The 18,616-nt window shown below is 73.7% G+C and carries 17 protein-coding genes and 1 pseudogene; 8 read left to right on the top strand and 10 right to left on the bottom strand.

All coding sequences use genetic code 11. The annotated features are described in order from the left end of the window. The first annotated feature begins 54 nt into the window (after positions 1 to 54). Positions 55 to 1,545, top strand: a complete 1,491-nt coding sequence (locus tag QNO09_RS10265) for a glutamate synthase subunit beta (RefSeq protein WP_283969787.1) — start codon at positions 55 to 57, stop codon at positions 1,543 to 1,545. Between the two features lie 140 nt (positions 1,546 to 1,685). Here QNO09_RS10265 and QNO09_RS10260 read toward each other — a convergent pair whose 3' ends face one another. After that, positions 1,686 to 2,171 (bottom strand): carboxymuconolactone decarboxylase family protein, encoded by a 486-nt coding sequence (locus QNO09_RS10260; RefSeq protein ID WP_283969786.1) that lies wholly within the window; start codon positions 2,169 to 2,171, stop codon positions 1,686 to 1,688. A gap of 47 nt (positions 2,172 to 2,218) precedes the next feature. Here QNO09_RS10260 and pdxR point away from each other — a divergent pair, with 47 nt between their 5' ends. After that, entirely contained in the window at positions 2,219 to 3,664 is a 1,446-nt protein-coding gene (gene pdxR, locus QNO09_RS10255; protein WP_283969785.1) for a MocR-like pyridoxine biosynthesis transcription factor PdxR, read from the top strand. A 259-nt stretch (positions 3,665 to 3,923) separates the two neighbouring features. Here pdxR and QNO09_RS10250 read toward each other — a convergent pair whose 3' ends face one another. The 3 genes from QNO09_RS10250 to QNO09_RS10240 all read right to left on the bottom strand — a co-directional run bounded on the left by QNO09_RS10250 (position 3,924) and on the right by QNO09_RS10240 (position 5,958). Beyond that, positions 3,924 to 4,736: an SAM-dependent methyltransferase gene (locus tag QNO09_RS10250; RefSeq protein WP_283969784.1), complete on the bottom strand. Its 813-nt coding sequence runs from the start codon at positions 4,734 to 4,736 to the stop codon at positions 3,924 to 3,926. Positions 4,737 to 4,842: 106 nt separating this feature from the next. Continuing rightward, the gene (locus QNO09_RS10245) at positions 4,843 to 5,097 is read right to left on the bottom strand and encodes a DUF397 domain-containing protein (RefSeq protein WP_283969783.1); all 255 of its coding nucleotides are present in this window, start codon (positions 5,095 to 5,097) and stop codon (positions 4,843 to 4,845) included. Next, positions 5,098 to 5,958 carry a Sco1979 family transcriptional regulator gene (locus QNO09_RS10240; protein ID WP_283969782.1) on the bottom strand — a complete coding sequence of 287 codons (861 nt, stop codon included), beginning with the start codon at positions 5,956 to 5,958 and terminating at the stop codon, positions 5,098 to 5,100. A gap of 243 nt (positions 5,959 to 6,201) precedes the next feature. Between QNO09_RS10240 and QNO09_RS10235 the strand changes: the two genes are divergently transcribed. The 3 genes from QNO09_RS10235 (at position 6,202) to QNO09_RS10225 (ending at position 9,437) form a co-directional block, all read left to right on the top strand. Then, the gene (locus QNO09_RS10235; RefSeq protein WP_283969781.1) at positions 6,202 to 6,867 is read left to right on the top strand and encodes an ATP-binding protein; all 666 of its coding nucleotides are present in this window, start codon (positions 6,202 to 6,204) and stop codon (positions 6,865 to 6,867) included. Continuing rightward, on the top strand, positions 6,864 to 7,298 hold the full coding sequence (locus QNO09_RS10230; protein ID WP_283969780.1) for a hypothetical protein: 435 nt from the start codon (positions 6,864 to 6,866) through the stop codon (positions 7,296 to 7,298). Before QNO09_RS10235 ends, QNO09_RS10230 begins: the two co-directional genes overlap by 4 nt. 183 nt (positions 7,299 to 7,481) lie before the next feature. Next, entirely contained in the window at positions 7,482 to 9,437 is a 1,956-nt protein-coding gene (locus QNO09_RS10225) for an ABC transporter ATP-binding protein (protein WP_283969779.1), read from the top strand. Positions 9,438 to 9,446: 9 nt separating this feature from the next. Here the strand turns inward: QNO09_RS10225 and QNO09_RS10220 are convergent, their stop codons facing one another. The 3 genes and pseudogenes from QNO09_RS10220 to QNO09_RS10210 form a co-directional block, all read right to left on the bottom strand. Further along, positions 9,447 to 9,629: a DUF8839 family protein gene (locus QNO09_RS10220; RefSeq protein ID WP_184912631.1), complete on the bottom strand. Its 183-nt coding sequence runs from the start codon at positions 9,627 to 9,629 to the stop codon at positions 9,447 to 9,449. Positions 9,630 to 9,784: 155 nt separating this feature from the next. Further along, positions 9,785 to 9,898: pseudogene (locus QNO09_RS10215) on the bottom strand (DUF899 domain-containing protein); the annotation flags it as partial. A 121-nt stretch (positions 9,899 to 10,019) separates the two neighbouring features. After that, a complete protein-coding gene (locus tag QNO09_RS10210) occupies positions 10,020 to 11,384 on the bottom strand; it encodes an amidohydrolase (RefSeq protein WP_283969778.1) in 1,365 nt (454 codons plus the stop codon). 134 nt (positions 11,385 to 11,518) lie between these two features. Between QNO09_RS10210 and QNO09_RS10205 the strand changes: the two genes are divergently transcribed. After that, entirely contained in the window at positions 11,519 to 12,472 is a 954-nt protein-coding gene (locus QNO09_RS10205; RefSeq protein ID WP_283969777.1) for an endonuclease/exonuclease/phosphatase family protein, read from the top strand. Between the two features lie 658 nt (positions 12,473 to 13,130). On the opposite strand, the gene QNO09_RS10200 is transcribed toward QNO09_RS10205, so the two are convergent. Then, on the bottom strand, positions 13,131 to 15,023 hold the full coding sequence (locus tag QNO09_RS10200) for an FUSC family protein (protein ID WP_283969776.1): 1,893 nt from the start codon (positions 15,021 to 15,023) through the stop codon (positions 13,131 to 13,133). Between the two features lie 251 nt (positions 15,024 to 15,274). On the opposite strand from QNO09_RS10200, the gene QNO09_RS10195 reads away from it, so the two are divergent. Next, positions 15,275 to 16,228, top strand: coding sequence for an expansin EXLX1 family cellulose-binding protein (locus QNO09_RS10195; protein ID WP_283969775.1), 954 nt, complete (start codon positions 15,275 to 15,277; stop codon positions 16,226 to 16,228). Here the strand turns inward: QNO09_RS10195 and QNO09_RS10190 are convergent. Further along, positions 16,215 to 16,991, bottom strand: a complete 777-nt coding sequence (locus QNO09_RS10190; RefSeq protein WP_502962275.1) for a nucleotidyltransferase domain-containing protein — start codon at positions 16,989 to 16,991, stop codon at positions 16,215 to 16,217. The genes QNO09_RS10195 and QNO09_RS10190 overlap by 14 nt on opposite strands. Before the next feature lie 151 nt (positions 16,992 to 17,142). Here QNO09_RS10190 and QNO09_RS10185 point away from each other — a divergent pair, with 151 nt between their 5' ends. After that, the gene (locus QNO09_RS10185; protein ID WP_283969773.1) at positions 17,143 to 17,556 is read left to right on the top strand and encodes a RidA family protein; all 414 of its coding nucleotides are present in this window, start codon (positions 17,143 to 17,145) and stop codon (positions 17,554 to 17,556) included. Positions 17,557 to 17,847: 291 nt separating this feature from the next. On the opposite strand, the gene QNO09_RS10180 is transcribed toward QNO09_RS10185, so the two are convergent. Further along, positions 17,848 to 18,552: a uracil-DNA glycosylase gene (locus QNO09_RS10180; RefSeq protein WP_283969772.1), complete on the bottom strand. Its 705-nt coding sequence runs from the start codon at positions 18,550 to 18,552 to the stop codon at positions 17,848 to 17,850. Positions 18,553 to 18,616 lie beyond the last annotated feature (64 nt).

The following is an 18,616-nucleotide window of genomic DNA, read 5'->3' as shown; positions in this document are numbered from 1 at the left end:
CAGTGCCGCCCCACGACGCACGGCCTGTCTCACGCGCACGCAAGGAAGACGGCCATGGCCGATCCCAAGGGTTTCATGACCACGCCCCGCCAGGACTGGCCACGCAGGCCGGTCGAGGAACGGGCCCGCGACTGGGACGAGGTTCATGTCCCCGGGGCGCTGCTGCCGATCATCAGCAAGCAGGCCGACCGGTGCATGGATTGCGGCATTCCCTTCTGTCACGACGCCTGTCCGCTGGGAAACCTGATCCCGGAATGGAACGACCTGGTGTCCAGGGAGGACTGGCGGGGGGCCGCCGACCGGCTGCACGCCACCAACAACTTCCCGGAGTTCACCGGCCGGTTGTGCCCCGCTCCGTGCGAGGCGGGCTGTGTGCTGGCGATCAACCAGCCGGCCGTCACCATCAAGAACGTGGAGTGCGCGATCGCCGACCGTGCCTGGGAGGAGGGCTTCGCGCCGCCGAGGCCGCCGGAGCGGCTGTCCGGCAGGACGGTCGCGGTGATCGGTTCGGGACCGACCGGGCTGGCCGCGGCCCAGCAGCTGACCCGGGCCGGACACACGGTCGCCGTGTACGAGAGGGACGACCGGCTCGGCGGTCTGATGCGGTACGGCATCCCGGCGTTCAAGATGGAGAAGCACCATCTGGAGCGGCGGCTGGAGCAGATGCGGGCCGAGGGGACGAAGTTCCGGACGTCTACGGCGGTCGGCTCGGACGTCGGGGCCGCCGAACTGCGCTCCCGCTACGACGCCGTGGTGCTCGCCACCGGGGCGACCGCCTGGCGTGAGCTCCCGGTGCCGGGGCGCGAGCTGACGGGCATTCACCAGGCGATGGAGTACCTGCCGTTGGCCAACCGGGTGTGCGAGGGCGATCTGGAGACGTCCCCGCTGTCGGCCGCCGCACAGCACGTCGTCATCGTCGGTGGCGGCGACACCGCGGCGGACTGTCTGGGGACGGCCGTCCGGGAGGGTGCCGCGTCCGTGACCCAGTTGGACATCTACGCGCTGCCGGACACGGAGCGCGACGAGGACGCCGAGCCGTGGCCGACCTACCCGATGCGGGTCTATCGACTGTCCGCTGCGCACGAAGAGGCCCGAGACCTGCGCACCGCCCCGGTGGCGGACGCGGACGCACGCCTGTTCGCGGCGTCCACGCTGCGCTTCGACGGTGACGCGCAGGGGCGGGTGCGGTCGCTGCACCTGGTCGAGGTGGACGCGCGGCGCCGCCCCGTGGAAGGCACCGGGCGCACTCTCCCCGCCGACCTCGTGCTGCTCGCCCTCGGTTTCTCCGGGCCGGACCGGGAGGACGGGCTCGTCGATCAGCTGGGGCTGGAGATGGAGCCCCGCGGGACGATCGCGCGGGACTCCGCTTTCGCCACGAACGTGCCCGGGGTGTTCGCCGCGGGGGACGCGGCCCGGGGGCAGTCGCTGATCGTGTGGGCGATCGCCGAGGGGCGGGCGGTGGCGGCAGCCGTCGACCGTCATCTGACGGGCAGTTCACGGTTGCCGGCGCCGATCGGGCCGTACGACCGGCCCATGGCGGTGTAGACCGTCGGCCCGCTCGACCACGCCGCCCACCTGCCCGCCCGAAGACGGCCACCATCCACCTGAACGACCGATCACCGCCCGCCCCGACCGAACGGCCACCGCCCACCGAAACGACCGGCCACCGCCCACCCGCGGGACGATCACCGCTCGTCCGTCCCCGCCACCTTCCCCGTCGACAGCGCCACCCGGTTCCACGTGTTGATCGTGCAGATCAGGGCGAGCACCTGGGCCAGTTCGCGGTCGTCGAACTGTGCGGCGGCCTGCGCGTAGACGTCGTCCGGGACTCCGGCGTCGGCGACGAGGGTCATCGCGTCCGTGAGGGCGAGGGCCGCCTGCTCCCGCTCGGTGAAGAAGGGGCGGGCCTCGCGCCACACGGCGACCATGTGGAGGCGGTCCTCGCTCTCGCCGGCTTTGCGGGCGTCGTTGGTGTGCATGTGCAGGCAGTACGCGCAGTGGTTGAGATGCGAGGAGCGGATCTGGATCAGTTCGACGAGGGCCGGGTCGAGGCCCTCGCGGGCGGCGGCGTCGAAGGCGATGAGGGCCCGGAAGGCCTTCGGGGCGGACGTGCCGAAGTCCAGCCGCTTCGGGGCCAGATGGGTGCGGTGCGTGCTCGTGTTCGTCGTCATGCCCTCGAATCTACGAGCCGGAAAGACCCGCTGTAGGGTGCATTTCCATGGCATCATCGTGGGTCAATTCCGCGCAGCGGATCGGGTCCGATCTGCATCTGGAGCTGACCGGGCCGGGCGGCCGGCGGGCGGCGCTGACCCGGGCCCTGCGGGAGGCCGTGCGCAGCGGGCGGCTCGCTCCGGGCACGCGGCTGCCCCCGTACCGCTCGCTCGCGGCAGACCTCGGCGTCGCCCGCAACACGGTGGCGGACGCGTACGCGGAGCTCGTCGCGGAGGGCTGGCTCACGGCACGGCAGGGCTCGGGGACCCGGGTCGCGATGGGGGTAGCGGCCATGCCCTTCAGGCAATGGGGGAGGGCGGAGCCGCTGCGGCCCGCCGCGCGCGTGCCCAAGAAGGCACCGCCACGCGCGCGTGGTCCCCGGCACGACCTCGCCCAGGGCACATCGGACGCCTCGGCGTTCCCGCGCACCGCCTGGCTGGCCTCCTACCGGCGGGCCCTCCAGCAGGCGCCCAACGAGGTGTTCGGTCCGGGCGACCCCGCCGGCCGGCCGGAACTGCGCCAGGCACTCACGGAGTACCTGGCACGCGCGCGTGGGGTGCGGACCGAGCCGGGCCTGATCGTGATCTGCTCCGGCTTCGCGCACGCCTTGCGGCTGCTGTTCGGAGGCGGTGTTCTGCGCGGGCCGCTGGCGGTGGAGGCGTACGGGCTGGGGTTCCACCGGGAGGTCCTGGCCGCCGCCGGCGTGCGCACCGTGCCGCTCCCCCTCGACGAACACGGCGCGCGCGTCGACCGGTTGGGGCGGCAGCGGGCGGTGCTGCTCACGCCGGCGCACCAGTTTCCGACCGGCGGCCCGCTGCATCCGGCGCGCCGGGCCGCCGTGATCGACTGGGCCCGCGCGCATGACGGACTGGTCCTGGAGGACGACTACGACGGGGAGTTCCGCTACGACCGCAAGCCGGTCGGTGCCGTCCAGGGGCTCGACCCCGAGCGGGTGATTCACATCGGCTCGGTCAGCAAGAGCCTCTCGCCGGCGGTGCGGCTGGGCTGGATGGTGCTCCCGGAGCGGTATACGGGCGCCGTCGTGGCCGCCAAGGGGGAGCGCGAGGCGTGGGCGAGCGTCCTCGACCAGTTGAGTCTGGCGGACTTCATCGCTTCGGGGTCGTACGACCGGCATGTACGCCGGATGCGGCTGCGGTACCGCAGCCGCCGGGACCGGCTGGTCGCGGCGCTCGCCGAACACGCGCCGCACATCGAGGTCACCGGCATCGCGGCCGGGCTGCACGCGGTGCTGCGACTGCCGCCCGGCACCGAGGCGTCCGCGGTCAAGGCCGCCGTGTGGCAGGGCATCGCCCTCGACGGCCTCGCCGCGTTCCGGCACCCGGAGACGGACATGCCGACGGGCGACGGTCTCGTCGTGGGGTACGCGACCCCCTCCGAGCACGCCTACGGACCGGCCTTGGAGGCACTGTGCGGTGCGCTGCCGCCTCCGTGACCGGCCCGAAGCGGAACCCGGGCGTCCGGGAAACCAGCGGCCCGCGCCGCCGCCTCCGTGACCGGCCCGAAGCGGAACCCGGGGCCCGGGAAACCAGCGGCCCGCGCCGCCGCCTCCATGACCGGCTTGAAGCGGAACAGCCGCTCGCGGCGGGGACCCTGGAAACCGGCAGCCCACGCCCCTGCCTCCGTAACCGGCCCGAAGCCGAACCGGGGCCCCGGGAAACCAGCGGCCCGCGCCCCGCCCAACCCCGAGGTGCTCAGGCCTTGTGTGCCACCGCCCCGTACCCCGGGATCACCCCGTCGTCCTGCCCGGGCACGGGCTCGCCGAGCTCGGGGTGCCAGCGGTGGGGGACCTCGACGCCGGGTTCGACGAGGTCGAGGCCGTCGAAGAAGCGGGTGAACTCCTCGCGGGAGCGCAGGGCCAGGGTGACCCCGGCGGCCCGCAGCTTCTCGGTGGCCGCCTTCGACTCCTCCGGGGTGAAGTCGGCGGTCGCGTGGGTCATCACCAGGTAGCTGCCGGAGGGCAGTTCGGCGACCAGCCGGCGGACCAGGTCGTGGGCGCCGTCCTCGTCGGAGACGAAGTGCAGCAGCGCGACGAGGGACAGGGCGACGGGCCGGGTGAGGTCCAGGACCTTCCTCGCGCCCTCCAGGATGGCGTCCGGGTCACGCACGTCGGCCTGGAGGTACTCGGTCACGCCCTCGTCCGTGCCCCGCAGCAGGGCCGCCGCGTGGGCCAGCACGATGGGGTCGTTGTCGCAGTACACGACCCTGGCCTCGGGGGCGGTCTCCTGGGCGATCTGGTGGAGGTTGGGTTCGGTCGGGATGCCGGTGCCGATGTCCAGGAACTGCCGGACACCGCTCCGGGCCAGCCAGCGCGTGGTGCGGTGCATGAACGCGCGGTTGACCCGTGCCATCACCGGCACCCTCGGATCGAGGGTGAGCATCTGCCGGCCCATCTCCTCGTCGACCGGATAGTTGTCCTTGCCGCCGAGGTACCAGTCGTACATCCGCGCGGGATGGGGTCTGGTCGTGTCGATGTGGACGGCCGACGTGGGGTCCTGCCCGGTCATGTGGCACTCCGTAAGGCGCAGAGGGTGGTCAATTCAGCACCTGCGATTCCGTGACAACGCAAGAAACGTGAGAGTCGAGCGACGGCAAGGGGCAACGGCCATCACCCTAGGACAGCAGGAAGTCCGCCGCCCCCGCCTTCGCTCCCTCGATGAAGGCCGTCATCTCGTCCGTGGTGTAGATCAGCGCGGGACCGTCCGGGTCGGTGGACTGGCGGAGGGCGATCCGGCCGTCGGCGAGTTTCATCGCCTCCAGGCAGTTCCCTCCGTTTCCGCCGCTCCACGGCTTGTGCCAGCCTTCGCTGCCCAAGTCACGCGCGGGCATGCCGTTGTAGACGTGTTTGCGCGGCTTGATGCGATCCATTCACAGCTCCTTGCGGAGGTCCCGGAGGATCTCCTTCGTGCGATGTGCCGTAGCGGCCTGCGCCGCCATGCGGTCCATGACCTCGAGGTGGGTCGCCACCTCGCTGCGCGCGTCGAGATAGACCGCGCCGGTCAGGTACTCGCTGTAGACCATGTCCGGCAGTTCGGGCACGGCGAATCGGAACAGCACGAACGGCCCGTAGGTGCCCGGGTGCGGTCCATTGGCGAACGGGGCGATCTGGAGCGTCACGTTGGGCAGCTTCGTGGCGTCGAGCAGTTTGTCGATCTGGGCACGCATCACCTCCGGGCCACCGGCCGGGCGCCGCAGCGCGGTCTCTTCCATCACGACCCACAGCCGGGGCGCGTCCTCGCGGGTGAGCAGGTCCTGGCGCCGCATCCGCAGGGCGACGTGGCCCTCGATGTCCTCGGGCCGGGTCTGGCCGATGGCGCCGGAGCGGAGCACCGCGCGCGCGTAGTCCTCGGTCTGGAGCAGCCCGGGGACGAAATGGGGCTCGTAGCTGCGGATGACGCCGGCGGCGCCCTCCAGGCTGACGTACATCGAGAACCAGCCGGGCAGGATGTCGTGGAAACGCTGCCACCAGCCGGGCTTGTTGGCGTCCTCGGCCAGCCGGACGAAGGCTTCGGCCTCCTCGTCGGAGATTCCGTATGCCTTGAGGAGCAGTTGCAGGTACGGGATTTTGAGCGCGACCTCGGCCATCTCCATACGGCGGACGGTGGCGGGGGCGACGCGCAGGATACGCGCGGCCTCCTCGCGGTTCATCCCGGCGCGTTCCCTCAGGTCCAACAGGCGTCGGCCGAGTACGACCTGACCGACCGTCGGCGCGGACCGCGGTTCACTCACGCTCCACCTCCACGAAGAGTTCTGACGAGCCGGCCACAAAAGAACGCTGACAGCCCGGCGGCGCCATTCGAAAACCCTTTCGAAGAGCCGATTCGAACAGGCATCTCAAACGAATCTTCGACGGTCTCAATTGGCGCCGCGCATGGTGCTGTTGCGAGCAGTGTGCCACGGCCATCCAGACCGTCACACAGCACTCTGCAATTTTCAGAGTGACACTTGCCAAGTGTTCGCGGCGGGGCGATAGTGGCAAGCGTGATTCCGTCCGCGCCCTTAGGAACAGATGCCGCCGCAAGCCCTCTCGGGCATGGCGCCGCCACGGGAGAGGCCCCTCTCGGGGTCGCTGCCGAGCGCAGGTTCCGTTTCGAGCTGGCCGCACATCCGGGTTCTCCCGCCCAGGCCAGACGCCTGACGCAGGCCCGGCTCACCGGCTGGTCGGTGTGCGAGGACACGTGCGACAGCGCGGCCTTGGTGGTCTCCGAGCTGGTCACCAACGCCATCGTGCACACGGCGAGCACCCACATAGTGTGCGAGCTGCACGACGGCGACGACCTGGTGCGGATAGCCGTGCGGGACGAGGGCTGCGCCCCGGGCCAGCCCCACGCCGCCAGCCGGACCCGGCCCGAGGAGGAGCACGGGAGGGGACTGCTCCTCGTCGACGCCCTCTGCCATGCCTGGGGTGCCCACGAGGACGGCCCCGGGCTGCTGGTCTGGGCCGAGCTGCCGCGCACGGCCGACGCCCCGCCCGAGCCGGCCGGCCCCCGCGGCGACCTGGGCTGGGGCACCCGCCCGAAGCGGGGCCCGTCCGACGACCCGGGCGACGGCGACGGCACCCACCAGACACGCCACCACCTGCGGGACGCCCCGGAGGTCCCCCCGCAGGGGCGCCACCGAGACCTGGGACGCACATGAGCCCCGCGCACGCGGGCCGCGTGCTGAACCTGGACACCCTGGTCCGCGTCGGGCGCGGACTGCGCACGCCCGGCCCGGCCCTGCGCCTGCCCGTGCCCGACGGCATGACCGACCCGCTCGGCTGCGACGCGGTCGCGGTCCCCGCCCACGTCGGCCCGCTGGTGATGCCCCGGCTGCCCCGCGTGGGCTGCGTCTACGCCGACGAGACGCACTGGTGGTGGCTGGTGCCGTCCGACTCCGACCACGCCCTGGAATGGCCCTCCCCGGCGCGCTACGCCACCGGCGCGGTCGTCCCGGACCTGTTGGAGATCCCCGACCTGATCCACCGCCCCGACGGCACGCTTCCGTACACCCCGCCCATCCCCCTCTACCTGGCGCTGTGCCGCGCCACGGGGACGGCGCCGTCCTGGTCCCGCCCGGTCAGCGCGTAGCCGGGACCGGCAGACCGCTGCGCCGCACCACCCCGCACCTCCGCGCCGCCCCTCCGCCTCCCCGGGTCGGGTCGTGCGCCCGCGCGCTTCCGGCGCCCCGGGGTGCGCCCTGCCCGGGCCCGGACCCGCCCCGCGATAGTGGGCCGCTCACGGGCTGGCACGAGGCGGGGAGGTCGGTCGACGGTGGGGAAGAAGCGGACCGCGCCGGAGGTGTCCGAGTCGGAGCGGCTGCTCTTCGGCGGGCCGCTGCGCTACGACATGGGCTGGAACCAGCACGCCGACGCGTTCCTGGAGCTGAACTTCCGTGCCATGATCACCCGGCTGCCATCCCTGCTGGCGTCCAGCCTGCGGCTCGCGCGAGAGGCCGACCGGGGCGCCGCGCGGACCGTGCTGGCCGCCGAGGCGGGCCGGGGCGTGGCGCAGGCGGTCAGCCTGCTCGCGGTGAACAGTGTGCTGGCCCGGCTGATGGGCGGCGGCCCGATCGACGACCGGTTGCGCGGAGCCGTCCCCGCCCTGGTCACGGTGGCCGTCGTGATGTTCCTCGCGGCGCTGCTGCGAGCCGCGAGCACCTACGCCACCGGTCGGCTGGAGCCCAAGGTGGAGCGGGTGGCGACCGAGCGGTACCTGGAGCGGGCCGCGGCCGTGGAGCTGGCCGCGATCGAGGACCACGCCTTCCACAAACTGCTGGACACCGCGCAGTACGGCGCCGCCTCCGCCCGCCGGATGATCTCCTACGGCACCCGCGTGATCAACGCGATGATCTCGCTGGTCGCGGCGGCGGGAGTGCTGACCGTACTGCACCCGGCCCTGCTGCCGCTGCTGGTCACGATGACCCTGCCGAGCGCCTGGAGCGCGCTGACCGTCGCCCGGCGGCGTTACGAGTCCTTCCACGCCTGGGTGCAGCACGCCCGCGCGGGCCGGCTGCTCGGCAATCTGCTGATCGAGCCCGAGGCGGCCCCCGAGATCAGGGTGCACGGGGTGGGCTCCTTCCTGCTGCGGCACTTCCGCGCGATGTCGGAGACGGCCGAGACCGAGCAGGCGCGCCTCGCCGGGCTCGCGGCGCGCACGGGCCTGATCGCGGCGGCGTGGACGGGCCTGGCGACGGTGGCGACGTACGCGACGCTGGGCGGGCTGCTGCTGACGGGGTCGATGGCCCTGTCCGTCGCGGGTACGGCCGTGATCGCGATCCGGACCGGCTCGCAGAGCCTGGACACGCTCGTCGTGGAGGTCAACGCGCTGCACGAGGAGGCCCTCTTCGTCGGTGATCTGCATCGGCTGTACACCGAGGCGGACCGGTGGGCGATCCCGGCGGGCGGCGCGTCGCTGCCGGAGGATCCGCGCGAGATCCGCTTCGAGAACGTCACGTTCCGCTATCCGGGCGACTCGGCCCGGCCGGCCCTCGACGACGTGACGCTCAGCCTGCCGCTGGGCCGGATCGTGGCGCTGGTCGGTGAGAACGGTTCCGGCAAGACGACCCTGGTCAAGCTGCTGGCCGGGCTCTACACGCCGGAGCGGGGCCGGATCCTGTGGGACGACGTGGACGCGGCGACCGCCGACCGGCACCGGCTGGCCGAGCGGATCGCGATGGTGGCGCAGGACTTCAAGCGCTGGCCGTTCACGGCCCGGGTGAACGTCGCCCTGGGGCGTCCCTCGGTGCCCGTGTGCGAGGACCGGCTGGCCGCGTCGGTCGCCGAGGCCGGGGCACAGGCCGTGATCGCGGACCTGCCGCGCGGGCTGGACACGCTACTCGCCCGCAATTTCAGCGGCGGGCACGAACTGTCGGGCGGTCAGTGGCAGCGGCTGGGCATCGCCCGGGCGGCCTACCGCAGGGGTCGCATCCTCATCGTGGACGAGCCCACGGCGGCCCTGGACGCCCGGGCCGAACTGGAGGTCTTCGAGCGGATCCGCGCCCTGGCCGACAGCGGCCAGACGGTCGTGCTGATCACGCACCGGCTGGCGTCCGTACGGCACGCGGATCTGGTGCACGTCTTGGACCAGGGCCGGCTCGTGGAGTCCGGGACGCCGGACGAGCTGCTGGCCACCGGCGGGCTCTACGCCGAGCTGTACGCGCTCCAGGCGGAGCAGTTCGCCTCGTCGCCCGCGCCGGTCCCGAAGGTGCCGGCGCCGAAGGCGGGCTGAGGGCACACGTCAGGCGGTGGCGTCGGCCACGTCCCCGCTGCGCACGATCACCAGGAACATGTCCGTGGCGAGGTCCATGACGACCTCGGCGGGCAGGCCTTCCCGACGCCGCGCCTGCGCGAACTCCTCCGCAGGCCAGGAGCCACGCGGCCCACCGGCGGGAAAGCGTTCGAGCACCGTTCGCCCGTTCACCCTGCACCTCCATGTAGCGCTGTACTCGTAGAGTTAAACGCCAACCATGGGGTGAACGGCTCGCGAAGTGACGGTTCTGAGACGTAGTTGACACGCGTTCACCGCCAAGTGTGACCAAGCTCTCAGCCTCTTGGCGTATGTGTTCACTTTCCGTATCAGTCGTCGCACTCGTCGTGATACCGGATGCGCTCACGTCCCGCAGGCGCACCAAAGGCCGACGCGCGCCCCCTGGGCTCCTCCCTCCCCTTCCGCCGACCCAGTGCGGTGAGGTGTCACGAGCCACGAGACGGGCGAGATGCCCGATTTGATCCAGGAAGGGTGGTGACCGGCGGCGGGAGGGTCGGAACTCACCGCCGCCGGGGAGATTTTCCGCGATGTCTTCGCGTGCCGTCAGGTGTCGTAGTGCTGGACGCGCCGGCCGTGGCCCCGTTCGACGAGGGCGGGCAGCCGCTCCTCCAGCTCCCGCAGCACCGCCGCCACGTCGATCGTCAGCAGTTCCCGGTCGCGCATGAGGATCCGTCCGTCGACGATCGTGGTGCGGACGTCGGCGGAGCGGGCGCTGTGCACGAGGGTGGCGGCCAGGTCGTGGACGGGCTGGGTGTGCGGGCCGGTGAGGTCTACCAGGACGAGGTCGGCCCGCCGCCCGGGGGCGATGCTGCCGACGCTGTCCCCGAGGCCCACGGCACGGGCGCTCTGCAGTGTGGCGTGGTGCAGGGCCTGGCGGGAGGTCAGCCAGCGGGGGTCGCCCTCGGCCGACTTCTGCACCAGTGAGGTGAGGGCCATGGACTCCCACACGTCGAGGGAGTTGTTGGAGGCGGCGCCGTCGGTGGCGAGACCCACGTCGACGCCGATGTCGCGCAGGGCGCGGACGGGCGTGGTGTCGGGCCAGGCGAACTTGAGGTAGCCGCGGGGCGCGCTGGCGACGGCCGTACGGCCGTGGGACCGCTCCAGCAGGGGGAGGTCGCTGTCGGCGATCCCGGTGCCGTGGGCGAGGAGCAGGTCCGTGTGGAGGATGCCGGTGCGTTCCAGGACCTCGACCGGGGTGACGCCGCGGCGGGCCAGGCTGGTCTCGGTCTGGTCGCGGTTCTCGGCGGCGTGGAGGTGCACGGGCAGGCCGTGCGTGCGGGCGAGCTCGGCGGTGGCGGCGAGGTCGGTGTCGTCGACCGTGTAGGGAGCGTGGGGTGCGAGCGCGGTGGTGATCCGGCCGTCGGCCGTGCCGCGGTGCCGCAGCGCGAACTCCAGTGACCGTTCCCGGCCTTCGGGGCCCTGCGAGGAGAAGAACGCCTCGCCCAGCAGCGCCCGCAGGCCGGATTCCGCGACCACCCGGGCGACGGCGTCCATGGCGAAGTAGTGGTCGGCGAAGCAGGTGACGCCCGCACGGATCATCTCGGCGCAGGCGAGCCGGGCCCCCAGCTCGACGTCCGTCGCCGTGAGGTTGGACTCGACCGGCCAGACGACGTCGTTGAACCACTCCTCGGTGGGGAGGTCCTCGGCGAGGCCGCGCAGCGCGACCATCGGCGCGTGCGTGTGACAGTTGATCAGGCCGGGCAGGGCGACCTGGCCGGAGGCGTCGATGCGCTCGGCGGCGGGCAGAATCGCGGCCTCGGCGGTGGTCGTGACCGCCTCGACGGCGCCGTCCCGCACGACGATCGCGGCGTGGCGCGCGAACCCGATCCCCTCTTGATCGTCGTGCACGAGGACGGTACATGCGCTGATGATGAGGTCGGCGGGACGGTCCGCGGCAGAAGGCGTCACCACGCCAACGTACGACGGCGTCGTAGGGCGGCATGAGCCGAACCGCACATCCCGTCACGGCTCTGTCGCGGGGCGGGCCGGGCGCGCACCCTGGCCTCACCACCCCGACTGTCGGCTTCTGAAAGGAGCCCGGCATGCTCATCGGCACCTGGAATCTGGAGAATCTCTACCGGCCCGGCGGCCCGTACGGCCCGAAGGACGAGGCCGGGTACGGGCTGAAGCTCGCCGCGCTCGCCGCCGTGATCACGGAACTCGGTCCGACCCTGCTCGGCGTGCAGGAGGTCGGGGACCCCGAGGCCCTGAAGGACCTGGCCGGGATGCTCGACGACGACTGGCACGTCGCCCTGTCCGAGCATGCGGACGGCCGGGGCATACGCGTCGGGTTCCTGAGCCGTACGGCCGTGACGGTGGTCGCGGACACACGGGCGTTCCCGACGGAGCTGCGTCCCGTCCAGGCGGACGACGCGGGGCTGACGGCGGGCCAGGCGGGGCGGGGCGTCCTGTCGGTGGAGGTGGAGGGCGGGGACGGGCCGCTGCGGGTGGCCGTCTGCCACCTCAAGTCGAAGCTGCTGTCGTATCCGGACGGCCGGTTCCAGCCGCGCGACGAGGGCGAACGGGCCCGCTACGGCGCCTACGCCCTGTACCGGCGGGCGGCCGAGGCGACGGCCCTGCGCGCCCTCGCGGACGAACTGCTGGCCGGTGACGGCCGGGCCCGGGACGTCGCCGTCCTGGGCGACCTGAACGACGAGGTGCAGGCGGCGACCACGCAGATCCTGCTGGGCCCGCCCGGCTCGGAGATCGGCACACCGGGCTACGACCGTGCCGACCGCGGCGACGCGACCCGGCTGTGGGACGTGGCCCCGCTCATCCCGCCCGGGCAGCGCTGGTCCCGGGTGCACGCCGGGCGGCGCGAGCTGATCGACCACGTGCTGCTGAGCCACCGCCTGGTGCGCCGGGCGACGGCGGCGGGCACGGGCCTGCCCGGCGAGGGCCCGCCCCGCCTGCCGTCGGTCGGTGCGGATCCGGCGGAGCGCCGGGGTGAGCCCGGCTCGGATCACGCTCCGGTGTGGGTACGGGTCGGCGGCTGACACGCCACCGCTGCCGGAGCGATCCGGGCCCGGGGGCGGATCCCGGCCCGGGGGCGGATCCCAGCCCGGGGCGGTCCCCGGCCCGAGGGGCGGATCCCAACCCGGGGGGCGGTCCCGGCCTGAGGGGCGGATCCCAACCCGGGGGGCGGTCCCGGCTCGGGGGGCCCAGCCCGAGGGGTGGTCCCAGCCCGGGGGCGGATCCCAGCCCGGGTTCGGTCCCCGGCCAGTGGGACGGACTCCGGCCCGGGGGTGAGCCCCGGCCAGTGGGGTGGTCCCGGCCCAGGGGCGGATCCCAGCCCTGGGGTGGCGGACCCAGACCGGGCCCGGGTTCGGTCCCCGGCCAGTGGGACGGACTCCGGCCCGGGGGTGAGCCCCGGCCAGTGGGGTGGTCCCGGCCCAGGGGCGGATCCCAGCCCTGGGGTGGCGGACCCAGACCGGGCCCGGGTTCGGTCCCCGGCCAGTGGGACGGACTCCGGCCCGGGGGTGAGCCCCGGCCAGTGGGGTGGTCCCGGCCCTGGGGGCGGACCCCGGCCACAGGGGCGGTCCCGCGGGCAGGCGCGGGGAAGCGGACCCCGGCCCGGGTGGCGGACCCCGGCCCGCAGGGGCCCCGGCCCGGGGGGCGGATCCCAGCCCGGGGGCGGTCCCGCGGGCGGGCGCGCTATCCGGCGAGGGGCGTCCGGGGCGGCCGTAGCCCCACCCGTTCTCCCCGCCCGGCGAGTTCGGCGAGGACTGCCGTGAGGCGTTCCTTGTGGTGGGGCCCGATGCGACCCGTGTCGTCGAGGTGCACGGCACAGGCGGTCGTGGTGTCGACGAGGCGTTCGAGGAGGCGGGCGACCTCGTCCGCGCCCTCGGTGTGCCGGGCGAGTGCGGGGAGTTCGTGCGCGGCGAGAGAGATGGCCGAACGGGCCTCGGCGAGGGTGCGATAGGCCTCGCGGCGCAGCGTCCAGCGGGTGGCGCGGTGATCGGACGGGGTGCCCGAGGTCCCGACGCGCGGGGCGTCGGCCTCGTCCAGAACGTGCGTGAGGTAGGCGTAGGCGGCCTCGCTCGCCGTGCTGAGCCGGGCCCGCACTCCCCCGCCGCGCTGGCCGGGCATGGGCAGGTGCCCGGCGATCAGCACGATCGCGCAGGCCAGCAGCGTCTCTCCGATCCGGCCGGCGGAGGCCTGGGGCTCGCCACCGACCATGACGAGCGCGAGGACGAGGACGGTGACGACGGCCGTCTGGGCGGCGAAGTGCCGGGTGGCGACGGGGATGAGCGCGCCGCTGAGGGCGACGAGTGCGATGAGCCCTTCCGGGCGGGGCAGGACGGCGGCGAACCCGGCGAAGAGCAGCGCCCCGAGGACGGTCCCGGCGGCCCGGTTCAGCACCCGCGAGGCCAGCGGCCCCAGGTCGGGCTTGACGAGGAACACGGCCGTGGCGGGCAGCCAGTACCAGTGCTCGTGCTGCCCGTACCACTGGCTCCGGTGCAGGGCCTGGGCGACCGCCGCGCTGGCCCCGAAGCAGAGGGCGACGCGCAGCCCGTACTCACGTCCGGCACTGCCGAGGGCGGCGCGCAGCCGGTCCCCGGCGCTGCGGGGCCGGGTGTGCAGATCGCCGCCCCCGCCCTGGTCGAACACCTCTGCGGCGTGCAGGAGGGCGTCGTCGAGGGCGCGCAGGGCGGGCGCCGCACGGGAGGGGGCGGGCAGCGGCCCGGTGTGGGTGTTGCCGCGTACGGCGGCGGCGAGCCGCCGGGGGCCTTCGGAGGCCCGCTCGGCGACGGTCTCCTCGGCCCAGGCGAGCGCGGTGGCGGCCTCGGCGAGGGGCAGGGCGGCGGCGTACTGCGCGTGCAGCCGCCGCTCGGTGGAGGAGGAGGCGTACCTCCGCAGCCGGGGCCCGGCGAGGGCGTCCTGGGCGTGGTCGAGGGCGGCGGTCAGCGCGGCCCGGCGGCGGATGGCGTCCGGCCCTCCAGCGGCGTCGAGCAGTTCGGCGACGGCCTCGTAGACACCGGCGACGGCCTCCCGCTCCCCGTCGAAGCGGAAGTCACCGGCCAGGGAGCCGGGCGTGGGCAGGACGAGCCGCAGCACGAGCAGCCATCCCGCTCCGGCGAGGTAGGCGAGCGCCCGCTCCCACCCGGGCTCCGGCAGGGGCATCCCGGCGCCGATGGCGGCGCCGACGAGCAGCTGTGTCCCGACGGCGGACGCCACGGGCCCGACGGCGCTCATCCCCCCGGCGACCAGCCCGACGGCGGTGAGCACGACGGTGAGCACGACCGCCCCGGTCCCCTGCCCGGTGTACGTCCCGATCACGACTCCCGCCGCACCGCCCAGGGCGGGTACTCCGATCCGCTTGACCGAGACGCGCCGGCTCCCGGGCCGGTCGTTGATGCCGGCGAGCATGGCGGCGACGGCGGCGACGACACCGAGGGAGACGAGGCCGGTCCGGACGGCCAGGAGCAGCAAGGGCCCGGCGGACAGGGCACCCCGCGTCACCGCGCTCCAGGGCACGGGCCCCCGCTGAGCGCGCAGGGCGTGCGCGAGCCAGGGCGGAAGGTGCGGGGTGATGCGGCGGGACACGGGGCTCCTGTCGTCTCGACGAGGGCAGGGGTGAGCCTTCGGGCGACGGTGGCCGGGGCGGGGTGTGGCTGCCCACGGTAGGCGGGGTTCCTGGAGGATAGGTTTCCGGAACGTGTCGGGCGGCTCGAAACCGGCGTTCTTTATGTACGCAATCAAGAGCCGGCCCCGGCAACCTTTCCGGGCCCGGCGGCCACTGGTGAGTCGTGAGCGCGCGTTCTCCCGAACCACGCAAGGACCCGAAGGACTGATCCGTGGCATCCGCATCCCACCGCCGTCCCCTCCGCAAGCGGCGCACGGCCCTCGTCTGGGCCGTCGCCGTGGCAGCCGCAGGGCTGCTCGTGTCCCTGGTGATCGCCCTGCGCCCCGGCGGCGAACCGGAGACGGTGCGGACGGCGACCGGCAGCACCCGGCCGAGCGCCCCGCCGACGAGCGACGGGCCCACGCCCCCGGCGCCGAAGCACTCGACGGCCTCCCCGTCCGCCTCGGCCTCCTCCACCCCGGCGCCCGCTCCGACCACCGCGTCGGCGCGGCCCTCGCCCGCCGCCACCAAGTCCTCCGCCCCGCGTCCGGCGTCCGGCACGGCGCCCCTGGCAGGCCGGATCAGGCCCGGGACCGACTACGACGGCGTCGCCACCCACTACGACGCCAAGGACGGTGACGGCGCCTGTCTGTACGGCCCGAGCCCCGACCTGATGGTCGCGGCGATGAACCACACCGACTACGAGACGTCCCGGGCGTGCGGGGCGTACATCCTGGTCCGCGCGGCGAGTGGCGCCTCCGTCACCGTCCGTGTCACCAACGAGTGCCCGCTGCCCTGCGCCCCCGGCCAGCTCGACCTCAGCAAGGAGGCCTTCGCGAAGCTCGCCGGTCTCTCCGCGGGCCGGATACCCGTCACCTGGAGTCTGCTGAGCCCCGGCACGTCAGAGACGCTCTCGATCCGCTACAAGACCGGCTCCAGCAGCCACTGGTGCGGCATCCAGGCACTCGGCCACCGCAATCCGCTGGCCCGGCTGGAGGTCAGGACCGGCAGCGGCTGGAGCCGGCTGACGCGCACCGAGTACAACTACTTCCTCTCCCCCGACGGCACCGGCTGTGGCGGCCCCCTCAGGCTCACCGACATCTACGGCGAACAGCTCACCGTCGACGGCATCGCGCTGCGCCCGGACGTCGTCCAGCCGACCCGTGTCCAGTTCACCCGGCGGTGACGGCGGTCACGGCCCGGGCGAGGAGTTCCTCGGCGTCGGTGACGGTCCTGGCGAGTGCGGCCGGATCCTCCGTGAGGGCGCGCAGGATCGCGTCCACCTCCCCCAGCCCCGCGCGGGCCAGCAGCCCCTTGTCGTTGGTGACCCATTCTCCGCGCGCCGCCAGCACGGCGTGCGCCGTCTGTGTCGCGGCCAGGGCGATCGCCCCCGCGACCTGTGTGACGGCGCCCCTGGGAGCGTGTCCGGCCTTGGCGTAGGAGAGGGTCGCCGTGGCCATGCCGTGCCAGCGCGCCGGGGCGCTCGCCCGCAGTGCCGGCGGATAGGCGCCCGGACGGGGCAGGTCGCCGCGCAGCACCTCGTTGATGGCGAGTTCGGCGACGAGCAGGTACGTCGGGATGCCCGCCAAGTGGAACATCAGCGGCTCGACGCGGAAACGGCCCTGCTCAGCCTCGGCCACCTCGTGTGCGACCACGTCCAGATCGCGGTAGTGGACGTCCACGCGGCGGCCCTCGATCGTCAGCCAGGCGCCTCCGTTGAAGACGCCACCGCCCCAGGCGCCGATCTCGCAGACCTCGCCCTCCCAGCCGACCGCGCGGAGATCGGCCGGGTCGAAGACACCGCGGTAGTAGACCGCCAGGTCCCAGTCGCTGTCGGGCCGTTCGGTGCCCTGGGCACGGGAGCCGCCGAGGGTGACGGCTTCCACGGCGGGCAGAGCGGCGAGGCGGTCGGCGGTGGTGTCGAGGAACGTGCGGTCCGGGACGGGCACGGGCACGGTGGGCTCCTGGGCAGGCGTGGATCCGGGTGCAGCGTAGGGGGACGGCCCGGCCGCCGGGAACCGAAATACCTGTGCGGGCGCGTGCCGGGCCCCTCATGATCGGTGGGTTGTCCTGTCGCCGCCCGCAGATCGGAGACCTCACGTGATCCGCCGCGTCACCGTGCCGAGCCTCTTCCCGCCGCCCGCCTACTCCCATGTGTCCGTGGTGGAGGCCGGCACACGGCTGGCGTTCCTCGCCGGGTCCGTACCGCTGGGCCCCGACGGCTCGCTCGTCGGGGCCGGAGATCCGGTGCGGCAGGCCGAGCAGGTCATCGACAACCTGCGGGAGCAACTGGCCGCCGTCGGCAGCGATCTGGCGCACGTCGTGGCGACCGAGGTGTACGTGGTGAGCGGTGAACCGGCCGTGCTGTCCGCCGTGTGGAGTGTGGTCGAGGCGTCCGGCCTCAGTGCGGGTCCGCACTCGTCGACGCTGATCGGCGTGGCGTGTCTGGGGTACACGGGACAACTGGTGGAGATCACCGCGACCGCCGTCGTGCCCGAGGGGTCGTCCTCTTGAGGAGAGTCCCCTGCTGATCGAGCACACGGGCGTCGTCCCCGAGTCCGCGTACGCCGCCCCGACGGCCGCCCTGTGCGGGGCCGTCGTCCTCGGTGAGCACGGCCGGGTGCTGCACGGGGCCGTGCTCACCGCGGAGGACGGGAGTGCGGGCCCGGTCGGACGTCGTGGTCATGGAGAACGCACCGCCGCCCTGTCAGACTTCCTGCACACCTACGACCACCACCGCTGCCACACCGCACTCGGCGGCCACCCACCCATCAGCCGCGTGAACAACGCTCCAGGTCAATACAGCTAGCCGCCTTCGGTCGGCAGCCCCGCCGCCCGCCCGGCCGTCCGCAGGACGTCCCGCAGCATGGCGGGAGTGAGCCGACCGGTGAAGGTGTTGCGCTGACTGACGTGGAAGCAGCCGAACAGCTCCAGGCCGTCGAGGTGGTACCGGGCGCCGTGGGCGAAGACCGGACGCGGCCGGGGCACGGGCCAGCCGGCCTCGGCGAACGCGGGCAGCGCGGCCTGCCAGCCGAAGCCGCCGAGCACGACCACGGCCCGCAGCGTCGGCCGCAGCAGCCGCAGTTCCCGCACGAGCCAGGGACGGCAGGTGTTCCGCTCCTCGGGGGTGGGCTTGTTGGCGGGCGGGGCACAGTGCACGGGCGAGGTGACGCGCACGCCGTACAGTTCCAGACCGTCCTGGGCGTGCACGGCGGTCGGCTGGGAGGCGAGACCGACGTCGTACAGCGCCTCGAAGAGAACGTCCCCGGAGCGGTCGCCGGTGAACATCCGGCCGGTGCGGTTGCCGCCGTGGGCCGCGGGAGCGAGCCCCACGATCAGCAGCCGGGCGTCCGCGGGCCCGAAGCCGGGCACCGGCCGGCCCCAGTACGTCCAGTCCGCGAAGGCGGCTCGTTTGGCGCGGGCCACCTCCTCGCGCCAGGACACCAGCCGCGGGCAGGCCCGGCAGTCCGCGATCCGCCGGTCGAGGAGGGGAAGGCCGCTCGCATCCATCACTCCACGGTAGGCGCAGGTGGGAGCAGAGTCGGCACCGGGGCGAGATCACCGGGAGCGGCCC

Source organism: Streptomyces sp. 378 (assembly GCF_030124145.1).
GTDB lineage: Bacteria > Actinomycetota > Actinomycetes > Streptomycetales > Streptomycetaceae > Streptomyces.
Note: the sequence above shows the minus strand (reverse complement) of the source record. Positions and strands in the feature narration are given on the sequence as shown.